The organism is Janthinobacterium leeuwenhoeki (genome assembly GCF_051380795.1).
Taxonomy (GTDB): Bacteria; Pseudomonadota; Gammaproteobacteria; order Burkholderiales; family Burkholderiaceae_D; genus Janthinobacterium.
On the sequence record NZ_JBNYXT010000012.1, the window covers coordinates 94,474 to 107,554 of the forward strand.

Below are 13,081 nucleotides of genomic sequence, written 5' to 3' on the forward strand. Positions count from 1 at the left end.
GCCGTCGCCATGATGACGGTCCCGCTCTTTCGCCAGGAGTCTGTCCTGCTACCCCGCAATCAAAACCTGCGCAGCATCTATGTGATGCTGGTCGCCGTCGCCATGTTTTCCCTGATGGACACGGCCATGAAGCTGTTGTCCGCCCATTATCCGCCCATGCAGGTGACGGCCTTGCGCGCCCTGTCATCCTTGCCGCTCGTCTGTCTGTACCTGCTGTACCGTGGCGCCTTCAGGAACGTGCTGAAGGTGCGCTGGCCGTTGCACTTGCTGCGCGGCGCCCTGGGTGTGCTGATGATCACCTTGTTCGCCTACGGCTTGAAGCGCATGTCGCTGGCCGAGACGTATGCGCTGTTCTTCGTCGCGCCCTTGCTGATCACGGTCCTGTCGGTTTTTATCCTCAAGGAGAAAGTCGACTTCGCGCGCTGGTGCGCCGTCGCCGTGGGTCTGCTGGGCGTGCTGGTGGCGCTGCGCCCCGACGGTTCGGGATTCTTTTCGCTGGCCGGACTGGCCGTGCTGGGCTCGGCTGCCTGTTACGCCATTTCCGCCGTCACGGGGCGCATCCTGAGCCGCACGGACGCCAGCGAAAGCATGGTCTTCTGGCTGATGGTGATGATGGCTTTTGGCGGCGTGGCCCTGTCGGCGCACGAGTGGGTGAGTATCCGCCGCGAAGACTGGTGGCTGCTGGCGGGCTTGTCACTGAGTGGCTTCCTGGGGCAGCTGGCCATCACGGAGGCATTTCGTTTTGGCAAGGCATCCAGCGTGGCGCCGTTCGAATACTCGGCCCTGGCCTGGGGCATGGCCCTGGACTGGATGCTGTGGCGTGCCTTGCCCGACGAATACACCTTGATTGGCGCGGCCATCATCATCGGCAGCGGCATTTACCTCGTGCGCAGGGAGGCTGTGCACGCCGAGAGCGAGCATCCATGATGCCGAATGGTGCTTTTTTCGGCGGCAGGCATGCCGGGCCGCAACTGGATATAATCGTGAAATGTTAAAACAACGCACTATCAAACAACAGGTCCGCACCATCGGTGTCGGTTTGCACTCTGGCACCAAGGTGGAGCTGATCTTGCGTCCTGCCGCGATCGATACGGGCATCGTGTTTCGCCGCATCGACCTCGATCCCATCGTGGAATTCCCCGCCAGCGCCATGGCCGTGGGAGATACGCGCATGGCTTCCGTGCTGATCAAGGACGGCGCCAGGGTGTCCACCGTGGAACACCTGATGTCGGCGGCGGCTGGCCTGGGCATCGATAATATGGTTATCGATGTGAATGCGGAAGAAATTCCCATCATGGACGGTTCCGCCTCGTCCTTCGTCTATCTGCTGCAGCAGGCTGGCGTGGAAGAGCAGCAGGCGGCGAAGAAATTCATCAAGGTCATCAAGCCGGTGGAAGTGCGTCACGGCAAGGGTGACGCCGAGAAATGGGCGCGATTGTCGCCGTACGATGGCTTCAAGCTCGATTTCTTCATCGAATTCAACCATCCGGCCGTCGATGGCACGATGCAGCGCGCCTCGGTCGACTTCGGCGACGTGTCATATGTGCACGATGTGGCGCGCGCGCGCACGTTTGGTTTCATGCAGGACGTGGAAAGCTTGCGCGGCATGGGCCTGGCCCGTGGCGGTTCGCTGGAAAACGCCATCGTCATGGACGAGTACCGCATCCTGAACGCCGATGGTTTGCGCTATGAAGACGAATTCGTGCGCCACAAGATCCTCGACGCCATCGGCGACCTGTATCTGGTGGGCCACCCCTTGCTGGCGTACTACACGGCGCACAAGTCCGGCCACGCGCTGAACAACCAGTTGCTGCTGGCGCTGCTGGAGCAGCCGGAAGCGTATGAAATCGTGTCGTTCGCCACCAACGAGGCGGCACCGCAGTCGTATCTTCGTCAAATGGAACGCGAGTGGTCTTTGACTTGACGATTTCTGCTGTTTTTATGTGGCTCTTTAACGGGAACGCCTGAAAAATGTTCAGGGCAAGGCGCATTGCCGCAGGCAGTACGAATAGTACGGCCAGGCAATGCAACGCCGCCATGGACTTTTTCTCAGGTGTTCCCAGGTTCGCGGTGGTGGCGGACCATGTTGCGCAGCGCCGCGATCAGTTGCTCGTTCTGCTTCGACGCGGGCAGGGCCGTGCTCAGCTCTTCCAGGGCCGACATGGCTTTTTCCGGCAAGACCAGCGCCCGCGTATGCACGATGGGCGCGATGCTCTTGATGACTTGCACTTTCAGCTTGATGCCTGAAATCTGCCAACCCTTTCTTTCCAGTTCCCCTTGCAACTTCGGCAATTGCTGCTTGAGCTTGGCCGCCAGCGCCGCGTTCGGCGTGGCCAGCACCAGTTGGCCACCCTCGAATTGCAGGATGTCGCAATGCTCGAACATCGCCGGCAAGGCCTTGGCGCAATCTTTTTGCAGGGCGGCCAGGCGCGTGACGGTGGGCATCAGGGAGGCCATCGTGGCGTTGCCGCGCAGAAAATCGGTCGCGCCCGTGACGGCCGGGCCTGAACGGGCAAAGCCGTAGCCGCGGCGCGGTGCCGGAGAGTAAGAGGGAGTTCGCATGGCCGAAACATAGCACACTCGCCCGTGCATGACGAGTGCGGCGGCGGGTGCCGTGCAGGCGTGCGGGCCGTATTGCCTTACAGTATGGGAAATGTCCGCAATTTCTGCCATTTGTTTGTCATTAAGCTATTGTTATATGGTGCATTAGCCCAACCTTGGCGGGAACGCATGATAAAATCATCGTCTTTTGCCATAGTCGAACTCCGTGCGGTCACGCGATTGTTATCTCGTTGTCACCTACCGAGCTTTTTTTAACGGCGTTTTTTCAAGAATTCAAGCATGTCATTACTGACCCAGATTTTCGGTAGCCGCAACCAGCGGCTGCTCAAGCAATACCAAAAAACGGTACGCGAGATCAATGCGCTCGAGCCGGCCATCGAAAAGCTGTCGGATGCCGAGCTGCAAGCGAAGACGCCTGCCTTCAAGGAACGCATCGCCGCTGGCGAATCACTCGATGCCTTGTTGCCGGAAGCCTTTGCCGTCTGCCGTGAGGCCAGCAAGCGCGTCCTGCGCATGCGCCACTTCGATGTGCAAATGATCGGCGGCATGGTCTTGCATTTTGGCAAGATCGCGGAGATGGGCACGGGCGAGGGCAAGACCCTGATGGCCACCTTGCCAGCCTACCTGAATGCCTTGTCGGGCAAGGGCGTGCATATCGTCACCGTCAATGATTACCTGGCGCAGCGCGATGCCGAGACCATGGGCCGCCTGTACGCCTGGCTGGGCCTGTCGACGGGCGTGAACATGTCGCAGATGGAGCATAGCGCCAAGCAGCAGGCGTATAACTCCGACATCACGTATGGTACCAACAATGAATTCGGTTTCGATTTCTTGCGCGACAACATGGTCTACGAAGCGCGTGAGCGCGTGCAGCGCAGCCTGAACTTCGGCATCGTCGATGAAGTCGACTCGATCCTGATCGATGAAGCGCGTACGCCTCTGATCATTTCGGGCCAGGCCGAGAACCATACGGACCTGTATTACAAGATCAATGAAGTGCCTGCATTGCTGACCTTGCAGATCGGCGAAGAAACGCCGGACGGCAAGGGCAAGGTTGACGTGCCGGGCGACTATACCAAGGATGAAAAGGCGCACCAGGTGCTGCTGACGGAAGCGGGCCACGAAAAGGCCGAGCGCATTCTGATGGAAATGGGCCTGCTGCCGGAAGGCGCTTCGCTGTACGATTCGGCCAACATCACCCTCGTGCATCACCTGTATGCGGCGCTGCGCGCGCACGCGCTGTACTTCAAGGATCAGCACTACGTGGTGCAGAACAGTGAAGTCGTCATCGTCGATGAATTTACGGGCCGTCTGATGACGGGCCGCCGCTGGTCCGATGGCTTGCACCAGGCCGTCGAAGCGAAAGAAGGCGTCAAGATCCAGAACGAGAACCAGACCCTGGCTTCGATCACCTTCCAGAACTACTTCCGCATGTACGCCAAGCTGGCCGGCATGACGGGTACGGCCGATACCGAAGCGTACGAATTCCAGGAAATCTACGGCCTGGAAACGGTCGTGATCCCGCAAAACCGTCCGTTGCAGCGCAAGGATCGCCAGGATCAGGTCTACAAATCGTCGGCGGAAAAATACAACGCGATGTTGAACGACATCCGCGATTGCTACGAGCGCGGCCAGCCCGTGCTGGTGGGTACGACCTCGATCGAAAACTCGGAACTGCTGTCGGGCATCCTGAACAAGGCCAGTTTGCCGCACAACGTGCTGAACGCGAAGCAGCATGCCCGCGAAGCGGAAATCATCGCCCAGGCAGGCCGTCCGAAAGCCATCACCATTGCCACCAACATGGCCGGTCGCGGTACGGACATCGTGTTGGGCGGCAACGTCGAGAACCAGATCAAGTTCATCGAAGCCAATGCTGAACTGAGCGACGCCGACAAGGCCGCCCAGTCGCAGAAGCTGCGCGATGAATGGCAATCGCTGCATGACCACGTGGTCAATGCGGGCGGTTTGCACATCATCGGCACAGAACGCCACGAATCGCGTCGTGTGGACAATCAGCTGCGTGGCCGTGCTGGTCGCCAGGGCGATCCGGGTTCGTCGCGCTTCTACCTGTCGCTCGACGACGCGTTGCTGCGCATCTTCGCCGGCGACCGCGTGCGCGCCGTGATGGACCGTTTGAAAATGCCGGAAGGCGAACCGATCGAGGCGGGCATCGTCTCGCGTTCGATCGAATCGGCCCAGCGCAAAGTCGAAGCGCGCAACTTCGACATCCGCAAGCAATTGCTGGAATACGATGACGTCGCCAATGACCAGCGTAAAGTCATCTACCAGCAGCGTAACGAGTTGCTGGAAACGACCGATATTTCTGACATGATCGGCTCGCTGCGCCATGGCGTGTTCACCGACCTGGTGCACGAGTACGTGCCGCATGAATCGGTGGAAGAGCAGTGGGATATCAAGGGCCTGGAAAACACCCTGTCCAGCGAATGGCAGCTCGACTTGCCGCTGCAGCAGATGCTGGAAGCCGATGCGACCCTGACGGACGAAGAGATCCTGGAAAAAGTGCTGGTCGCGGCCGATGCCGTGTACCAGTCGAAGATCGATATCGTTGGCAAGGAATCGTTTGGCGGCTTCGAGCGCAATGTCATGCTGCAAAGCGTGGACAGCCACTGGCGCGAACACCTGGCGGCGCTCGATCACCTGCGCCAGGGTATACACCTGCGCGGCTATGCGCAGAAGAACCCGAAACAGGAATACAAGCGCGAAGCGTTTGAACTGTTTGGCCAGATGCTCGACATGATCAAGAACGACGTCACCAAGCACGTGATGACGGTACGCATCCAGTCGCGCGAAGAAGTCGACGCAGCTGAACAGGCGATGCAGCAGTCGCACGTGGAAAACGTGCATTACCAGCACGCTGAATTCGACCCGAATGCGGCGCCGGAAGAACTGCTGGCACCTGTGGCCGGCGGCAACATGGACAGCGTCGACGACATGAGCGTGAGCATGGGCGTCAAAGTGGGCCGCAACGACCCATGCCCTTGCGGCAGCGGCAAGAAGTACAAGGCTTGCCACGGCAAGCTGGCCTAAAGCTGGCTTCATGGCTTGAACAAGAACGGAGACTGCGGTCTCCGTTTTTTATGGTGCGCCCGTGTCGCCGGCGGGGTCAGGGAAATTCCCAATGCCGTGGCGAAGGCGCTGGGCGGCCGCGCAAGCCGCCGCGGTCCTTGGCCCGGCCACCCGTCTTGATCATGGTGGCGATGTCGGTCAGCAAGACTCGGTTGCTGGCAACGTAGTCATGGCCGATGAAGTTCATGGTCACGTTCGAGGCATCGACAAAGTCCATGCCGGGCACGCCGACGACGGGGCCGCGTATGTCGCCGATCCGGTCCCAGCTGGAAAAGCGGTAGGCGCTGCGGATCGCCTTGTCGTTTTTCGACGCATACAGGGTTACCGGCAGGCTGAGCCTGGCAAGGCGCGGCGCGATCTGCTCACGGAACACGTCGGCGTTAATGTCGGGTGCGGCCAGCACGACCTGTTTGAAGCGTGGCAGCAGATCCGGGCGCTGTTCCAGCAAGTTGGCCAGCGCCATGGTTGCCGGGCGGTTGCCCATGCTGTGCGCGATCAGGTAAATATCGGTGGCGCTGGAATGCTGGGCGAAATCGGCCAGAAAATCTTGCAGATGGGTTTGTGTCCATTGCGCGGCATTGTCGTCGAACATATAGCTGGCCAGTTTCCCCTTCGAGGGCCAGCTGTAGAACACCGGCATGGCGCCGATATCGAGGTCGACGGCCATCTGCGCCGTGCGCAGGGCGGCGTCGGCAAAAGAGTTGGAATAGCCGTGGATATAGATGAAGGCGGCTTGGCGGCCGGGCACGGCGCGCATGCGCTCCTTGACGGCGGCGAGGAAGCTGGCACGCGACCAGCGCTGCGTTTCCTGGATGAGCATGTATTTTTCAGCTCTGTTGCTGAAATTAAAATACCACCATGGTGGCCGTGGCGTCTCGCCATAGGCGCGCTTGTCAGGAACGCTGACCAGCACGCTACCGTAGCTCAGATGCGGCGCCGTACGGTTCGGTTGCCAGCCATAGTTTTTCTTACCCGGCTGGAATTGTCTGTCGGTAGCGTAATACACCTTGACCAGCATCGCGCCGGCGGGGGCCTGCGGCAACGGTGCCGTGCTGCCCCTTATGCCCGGGCTCGAGCCGGAGAGGACGAGCTTGTGCGGCGCTTTTGCTTCCGGCGGCGGTGGCGCTGCCAGTACTGGCAGCGGTATGGGCGCGACGGATGGCGGTGCTTGCGAGGCAAGGTCGGCACTGCCTATGTTTCCTTGTCCCTCGATGATGGTGCAGGCCGTGAGCATGTTGCACAGCAAAGCCATGCATGCGAGGCTCAGACACTTTTTTCGGTTCATGATGGCAGTCTCCTCTTGCGGGTAGTACCTTGCCCGGTCGCGGGCAGGACGGGCGGGGATGCCGTGTCTTTTTACTTTAGCTGCGCCGGCCTGGCCTGCCATGACAAATCGCAAGCGCATGGCGCGCTGGCTGATGGCAGGCGTATCGTTCCCGGATGCACGCCGCATGTTCAACGGGGCCGCGAAGGCGCTACAATAGCGCTTCCCTTTTCCCTCGCAGAAGAAATCACCATGGCCGTCAATTCTCCCAAGCCCGTCGCCGCCGACCTGAAAGCCGTCGCCGGCATTGAAATCGGTGTTGCCGAAGCCGGCATCAAGAAACCCAACCGCAAGGATTTGCTGGTATTGAAACTGGCGCCGACGGCCACCGTGGCTGGCGTGTTCACCTTGAACCGCTTCTGCGCCGCGCCCGTGCAAATTGCGAAAGCCAACCTGGCGGCCGTGACGGCCGGCGCCGCGCCTATCCGCGCGCTGCTGGTCAACACGGGCAACGCGAATGCGGGCACGGGCGAATCGGGCCTGGCCGACGCGCAGGCCAGCTGCGCCGCGCTGGCCGAGCTGCTGGGCTGCACGCCGCAGCAAATCCTGCCGTTTTCCACCGGCGTGATCCTCGAACCGCTGCCTGTGCAGCGCCTGGTCGCCGGCTTGCCGCAAGCCGTATCGGCATTGACATCGGATAACTGGTTCTCGGCCGCCGAAGCCATCATGACCACCGACACGCAGCCGAAAGCCGGTTCGCGCAGCGTCACCATCGGTGGCCACGCGGTCACCCTGACGGGCATCAGCAAGGGCGCCGGCATGATCAAGCCGAACATGGCCACCATGCTGGGTTTCCTCGCGTTCGACGCCACCGTGGCCCAGCCCGTGCTGGACCAGCTGGTGAAGCAGGCAGCCGATAAATCGTTCAACTGCATCACTATCGACGGCGACACCTCCACCAATGACTCGTTCATGCTGGTGGCGACGGGTGCCGGCAGCCTGGTCATCGATTCGACCGATACACCGCACTATGCGGAACTGGCTGCTGCCGTCACCGAACTGTCGACCTTTTTGGCGCAAGCCATCGTGCGCGACGGCGAAGGCGCGACCAAGTTCATGACCGTGACCGTGGAAGACGGCCGCAACGTGGACGAATGCCGCAAGATCGCCTATTCCATCGCCCATTCGCCGCTGGTGAAAACGGCCTTCTTCGCCTCCGACCCGAACCTGGGCCGCATCCTGGCCGCCATCGGCTATGCGGGCGTGGACGACCTGGACGTGGGCCAGCTGAACCTGTACCTGGACGACGTGTGGGTGGCCAAGAATGGCGGCCGCAACCCGGACTACCAGGAGCAGGATGGCCAGCGCGTGATGCAGCAAAGCGAAATCACCATCCGCGTCAAGCTGGCGCGCGGCGATGCCACGGCCACCCTGTGGACGTGCGACCTGTCGCATGACTACGTGTCGATCAACGCCGACTACCGTTCATGACCGGCCTCGATCAATTCCTGCTGCGCGCGGAAAGCTTGCTGGCGCGCGTGGAAGCGATCCTGCCGCAGCCGACACCCGCGCCGGACTGGAGCAGCTTTGCCTTTCGCTGGCGCCGGCGCCCGGGCGCGCTCGCCTATTTGCAGGCGGTGGCCCACGTGTCGAACATCGCGTTGGACGACTTGCACAATATCGGCACGCAAAAAGCGCAAATTGAACAGAACACGCGCCAGTTCGTGAATGGCCGTCCAGCCAACAACGTGCTGCTGACGGGCGCGCGCGGCACGGGCAAGTCGTCGCTGATCAAGGCTTGCCTGAACCAGTTTTCCGACCAGGGCCTGCGCCTGATCGAAGTCGACAAGGCCGACCTGGCCGACTTGCCCGACATCGTCGACCTGGTGGCGGCGCGCCCCGAGCGCTTCATCATCTTTTGCGACGACCTGTCGTTCGAAGAGGGCGAGAGCGGCTACAAGGCGCTGAAAGTGGCGCTCGATGGCAGCATCGCCACGCAATCGGACAATGTGCTGATCTATGCCACGTCGAACCGGCGTCACCTGATGCCGGAACGCATGTCCGACAACAGCAGCTACAAGACGGACGACGATGGCGATTTGCATCCGGGCGAGACGGTGGAAGAGAAAATCTCGCTGTCCGAGCGCTTCGGCCTGTGGCTGTCGTTCTACCCGTTCAAGCAGGACGATTACCTCGATATCGCGGCGCACTGGCTCGCCTCGTTCGGCTGCACGCCGCAACAGATCGCGCAGGCGCGCGGCGACGCCCTGCGCTGGGCCTTGCAGCGCGGTTCCCGTTCGGGCCGGGTGGCGTGGCAGTTTGCGCGCGACTACGCGGGAAAGCTGCCGCAATGAGCGAAGTGAAAGTCATACCCGTGGACGTGGCCGTCGGCATCCTGATGAAGCCGAATGGTGACGTACTGCTGGGCCAGCGCCCGGCCGGCAAGCCGTATGACGGCTATTGGGAATTTCCTGGCGGAAAAGTTGAACCGGGCGAAGCCATTTTTGATGCCTTGAAACGCGAGTTTGTCGAGGAACTGGGGCTGTATATCGACAGCGCCGAGGCCTGGTGCGGTGTCGAATATGTGTATCCGCACGCGCATGTGCGCCTGCATTTCTATATCAGCCGCGAATGGCGTGGCGAGCCGCAAAGCCTGGAAGGGCAGGCGTTCGCCTGGCAGGGCACGGTCGGCGTGGAACCCTTGCTGCCTGCCACCATTCCCCTGCTGGAATGGCTCGACGAAGTGCGCCGGGAATCCCTGGCGCCTGCCTGATCTGGTGCCAGCAGGCAGCAGCATGCTGCGCGCTGGCGCAAGCCTTCCTGTTACTTTCCTTGTATAGTCGGCGCTTTGCGCTAGAGTGCTTGCATCAAGCACTGGGGAGTTTCGCATGCCGCTGACACTGACCTTTACCGATACCGATGAATTGCTGATCGCCGCGCTGCACAAGCGTGCCCGCGCGCATGGACGCAGCATCGAAGACGAGCACCGCGACATTTTGCGCAGCGCCTTGCGTCCGCTGCCGAAGCGCCCGCTCGAGGATATTCTGCGCGGCATGCCCGACGTGGGGCTGGCCACGGATTTCGAGCGCCGCTCCTGACGTGCCATGCCCGCCTATCTGGTCGACACGGATGTGATCGTTGCAGCGCGCAAGGGCGGCGTTGCGCCGGCAGGCGTGCTCGATTTTTTCGAACGGGTGGCACCGGAAATGCGCTATGTGCCGGTGCAGGTGATCGCGCAATTGCGCGCAGGCATACAGCGCAGCTGGCGGCGCGAAGCGGCGCTGGAAGCACTGGCGCTGGAAGGCTGGCTGGATGCCGTGCAGGCAGAGTATGCGCCGCGGCTGCTGGAATTCGACCTCGATTGCGCGCTCGTGTGGGCGCGCCTGCATGCTCGCGGCCACGCGCACGGCGTGGATGGACAGATCGCGGCAATGGGCATCGCGTATGGCTTGACGGTGGTCAGCGGCAGGCTCGACAGTTTCGTGGCGCAGGGGCTGCGCCTGGAAAATCCGTTTTCCTGAGGATTATTGCGGTTTGTTGTCTTCGTCTGCCAGCGGATCTTCGAACGGATCGGCAGCGGGAATCGTGTATTTTTCTTCGGCCCAGGCACCCAGGTCGATCTGCTTGCAGCGTTCCGAGCAGAAGGGGCGGAATTTGTTGGCTTCAGTCCATTCGACTTTGGCGGCACAGGTAGGGCAATTAACGACGGTCATGATGGGGCAAATAAGTAACAGTTAAAAATTACAGAGCGTGAGCTCGAACGGGACATCTTCCTCCAGCGGCTTGGGTTTCAAGTCGCCGCCCTGGGTGGTGAAGCGTACCCACAGCATATATTTGTTGGCGGAAATTTCCGGGATGGCGCCGCTGTTTTCATCCAGGCTCAGGCGCAGCATCTGATACACCTTGCCTTGCAGCATTTGCTGGTAGCTGCCGCCATTGGCGATCAGTTTAACGGGTCCGCCAGAATCGCGCAGCAGGCGCAATACCAAGGCCAGCGCATCGAACAGAGGCGCCAGCGGGGCGAACCAGGCGTGGATGTCGGTCAGGCGCTGCTCGGAGCTGCGTTTTTGCCAGGCAAAGTACGACGGCAAGTCAAATTCGCAGGCGCCGCCGGGGATGATGGTGCGGCCGCGGATGCTCATCAGCCATTCATTGTCGCGGATATTCTGCCCCGTCTTGCCTTGCGCCGCCACCAGGGCGCCGCTGACACTGTCGAGTTCGCCAAGGATGGCATCGAGGGTTTCCGGTTCCACATTCGGATTGCTGCGGTAGCCCAGCAGGCTCTGACGCTGGCGCTCGAGTTCCTGCAGCAGGTCGGACTTCAGGTCGGCACGGCCAGCCACTTCGAGCATATCGAAAATAGTTGCCAAGGCAACATGGTGCTGCATTGCATGCTCTTGCTGGATGAAGAACTTGAATTTGTCGTACAGGTCTTCCAGCCGCAACAAGGTACGTATGCGTTCGTTGAAAGGGTATTCGTAGACAATCAAAATAATTCCCTTAAGTAAGGACCTGCAAACAATCCCGTGATTTTGAACCAAGCGTCGACAAATTACAAACGTTGCGGCCCGATTCCGGCCATTCTTTTTGAAAATGCCAGATATAAATCGTGCAACTGGGCAATCTGCGGCGCCAGGGCGGCCAAATCGCCGTTATTGTCGATCACATCGTCCGCCGCCGCCAGGCGCATGGCCCGCGTAGCCTGCGTGGCCATGATGGCTTTGACTTGTTCTTCCGACAAGCCATTGCGCGCCATCACGCGCGACACTTGCAAGCTTTCCAGGCAATCGATGACCAGCACGCGGTTGACACGCTCCACCCATCCGCCGGACTCGACGAGCAGGGGCACGGCGAAGACCACATAGCTGCCCGTCGCTTCGGCGGCCGCCGCCAGTGTGGCCTGGCGGATGCGCGGGTGCAGGATGGCTTCCAGTTTCGCCTTGGCGGCGGCGTCGGAGAATACGAGGTTGCGCATTTTGCTGCGGTCGAGGGCGCCGCGCGCATCGGCGTAGTCGGGGCCAAATTCCGCCACCAGGGCTGGCATGGCCGCCCCATTTTGCGCCGTCAGGCTGTGCGCGATCTGGTCGGTATCGACGATGCTGGCACCGCGCGCGGCGAACAGGTCGGCCACGGTGCTCTTGCCGCAACCGATGCCGCCGGTGAGGCCCACGCTGAAATAAGGGGCGTTTTGTTGTTGCATGTGTTTATCCATTAGGTGTGCGGTACTGCACCGGTCAGCCGGTCAGGCCCAGCGTGAGGCGCGACAGGGGCGTACCGTACAGCAGCGCGATCAGGCCCGCCGCCGCCAGGTAAGGACCGAACGGAATCGGTTTGTCGCGCCCCCGCTTGGCAAACACGATCAGGCCGATGCCGACCACGGCGCCGACCAGCGATGACAATAATATGATCGTCGGCAGCATGCTCCAGCCCAGCCACGCACCGAGCGCAGCCAGTAATTTGAAGTCACCATAGCCCATTCCCTCCTTGCCTGTCGCCAGCTTGAAGGCCCAGTACACGGTCCACAAAGCCAGGTAGCCGGCGGCCGCGCCGATGACGGCGTCCTGCAGCGGCACGAAGGTGCCGTTGATATTGACCAGCAATCCCGCCCACAGCAGGGGAAAGGTGAGATCGTCCGGCAGCATTTGCGTATCGGCGTCGATGAAGGTCATGGCGATCAGCAGCCAGGCAAACACGAGGGTGGCCAGGCCCGTCCAGCCGCTGCCGAAGTGCCAGATCAGGAGGGCCGACAGCGCGCCCGTCAGCAGTTCCACCAGCGGATAGCGCACGGAGATCGGTGCATTGCAGGCGCTGCACTTGCCGCGCAGTAGCAGGTAGCTGAGGACGGGGATGTTTTCCATGGCCGTAATGCGGTGGCCGCAAGCGGTGCAGTTCGAGTGCGGCAGCATCAGGTTGTAGCGATCCGTGTGCGGCAAGGGCAAGCCGCTTTCTTCCGCCACGTAATTATCGGACTCGCGCTGCATCATTTTCGGCACGCGGTGGATCACCACATTCAGGAAGCTGCCGACGATCAGGCCGAACAGGGCGGCGACGAGGGCGACGGACAGGTTGCCGGGCGCGGCGAACAGCAGGGTATCTTGCAGCATGGTGGATTTGTCTGAAGTAATGATGTTGCCGCGCAAACATTGCCTGGCACTGCCGCAGTGTAAA

At 61.1% G+C, this 13,081-nt stretch carries 14 protein-coding genes; 8 read left to right on the forward strand and 6 right to left on the reverse strand.

Annotated elements, in window-relative coordinates:
• Positions 1-84 precede the first annotated feature (84 nt).
• Together ACQ4WS_RS12405 and lpxC are read left to right on the forward strand one after the other, a co-directional pair.
• Positions 85-927, forward strand: coding sequence for a DMT family transporter (locus ACQ4WS_RS12405; RefSeq protein ID WP_436476673.1), 843 nt, complete (start codon positions 85-87; stop codon positions 925-927).
• Positions 928-988: 61 nt separating this feature from the next.
• Complete coding sequence (gene lpxC / locus ACQ4WS_RS12410; RefSeq protein ID WP_436476614.1) at positions 989-1,924, forward strand: UDP-3-O-acyl-N-acetylglucosamine deacetylase; 936 nt, start codon at positions 989-991, stop codon at positions 1,922-1,924.
• Between the two features lie 125 nt (positions 1,925-2,049).
• Here the strand turns inward: lpxC and ACQ4WS_RS12415 are convergent, their stop codons facing one another.
• The gene (locus tag ACQ4WS_RS12415; RefSeq protein WP_436476616.1) at positions 2,050-2,562 is read right to left on the reverse strand and encodes a DciA family protein; all 513 of its coding nucleotides are present in this window, start codon (positions 2,560-2,562) and stop codon (positions 2,050-2,052) included.
• A gap of 279 nt (positions 2,563-2,841) precedes the next feature.
• Between ACQ4WS_RS12415 and secA the strand changes: the two genes are divergently transcribed.
• Positions 2,842-5,610, forward strand: coding sequence for a preprotein translocase subunit SecA (secA, locus tag ACQ4WS_RS12420; RefSeq protein ID WP_436476618.1), 2,769 nt, complete (start codon positions 2,842-2,844; stop codon positions 5,608-5,610).
• A 76-nt stretch (positions 5,611-5,686) separates the two neighbouring features.
• Here the strand turns inward: secA and ACQ4WS_RS12425 are convergent, their stop codons facing one another.
• The gene (locus ACQ4WS_RS12425) at positions 5,687-6,934 is read right to left on the reverse strand and encodes an alpha/beta hydrolase (protein WP_436476619.1); all 1,248 of its coding nucleotides are present in this window, start codon (positions 6,932-6,934) and stop codon (positions 5,687-5,689) included.
• A 231-nt stretch (positions 6,935-7,165) separates the two neighbouring features.
• Between ACQ4WS_RS12425 and argJ the strand changes: the two genes are divergently transcribed.
• From argJ to ACQ4WS_RS12450, 5 genes are all read left to right on the forward strand, one after another.
• Entirely contained in the window at positions 7,166-8,404 is a 1,239-nt protein-coding gene (gene argJ, locus ACQ4WS_RS12430) for a bifunctional glutamate N-acetyltransferase/amino-acid acetyltransferase ArgJ (protein WP_436476621.1), read from the forward strand.
• A complete protein-coding gene (locus ACQ4WS_RS12435) occupies positions 8,401-9,267 on the forward strand; it encodes an ATP-binding protein (RefSeq protein WP_436476623.1) in 867 nt (288 codons plus the stop codon). Before argJ ends, ACQ4WS_RS12435 begins: the two co-directional genes overlap by 4 nt.
• A complete protein-coding gene (locus tag ACQ4WS_RS12440; protein ID WP_436476625.1) occupies positions 9,264-9,686 on the forward strand; it encodes an NUDIX domain-containing protein in 423 nt (140 codons plus the stop codon). The genes ACQ4WS_RS12435 and ACQ4WS_RS12440 overlap by 4 nt, the downstream gene beginning before the upstream one ends.
• 115 nt (positions 9,687-9,801) lie before the next feature.
• The gene (locus tag ACQ4WS_RS12445; protein ID WP_436476627.1) at positions 9,802-10,011 is read left to right on the forward strand and encodes a FitA-like ribbon-helix-helix domain-containing protein; all 210 of its coding nucleotides are present in this window, start codon (positions 9,802-9,804) and stop codon (positions 10,009-10,011) included.
• A gap of 6 nt (positions 10,012-10,017) precedes the next feature.
• Entirely contained in the window at positions 10,018-10,434 is a 417-nt protein-coding gene (locus tag ACQ4WS_RS12450) for a PIN domain-containing protein (protein ID WP_436476629.1), read from the forward strand.
• Positions 10,435-10,437: 3 nt separating this feature from the next.
• Here the strand turns inward: ACQ4WS_RS12450 and yacG are convergent, their stop codons facing one another.
• The 4 genes from yacG to ACQ4WS_RS12470 all read right to left on the reverse strand — a co-directional run bounded on the left by yacG (position 10,438) and on the right by ACQ4WS_RS12470 (position 13,017).
• Complete coding sequence (gene yacG, locus ACQ4WS_RS12455) at positions 10,438-10,629, reverse strand: DNA gyrase inhibitor YacG (protein WP_034748814.1); 192 nt, start codon at positions 10,627-10,629, stop codon at positions 10,438-10,440.
• 18 nt (positions 10,630-10,647) lie between these two features.
• Positions 10,648-11,403: a cell division protein ZapD gene (zapD, locus tag ACQ4WS_RS12460; protein ID WP_034748811.1), complete on the reverse strand. Its 756-nt coding sequence runs from the start codon at positions 11,401-11,403 to the stop codon at positions 10,648-10,650.
• Positions 11,404-11,465: 62 nt separating this feature from the next.
• The gene (gene coaE, locus ACQ4WS_RS12465; RefSeq protein WP_436476631.1) at positions 11,466-12,113 is read right to left on the reverse strand and encodes a dephospho-CoA kinase; all 648 of its coding nucleotides are present in this window, start codon (positions 12,111-12,113) and stop codon (positions 11,466-11,468) included.
• Between the two features lie 34 nt (positions 12,114-12,147).
• A complete protein-coding gene (locus ACQ4WS_RS12470; protein ID WP_436476633.1) occupies positions 12,148-13,017 on the reverse strand; it encodes a prepilin peptidase in 870 nt (289 codons plus the stop codon).
• Positions 13,018-13,081: the final 64 nt, after the last annotated feature.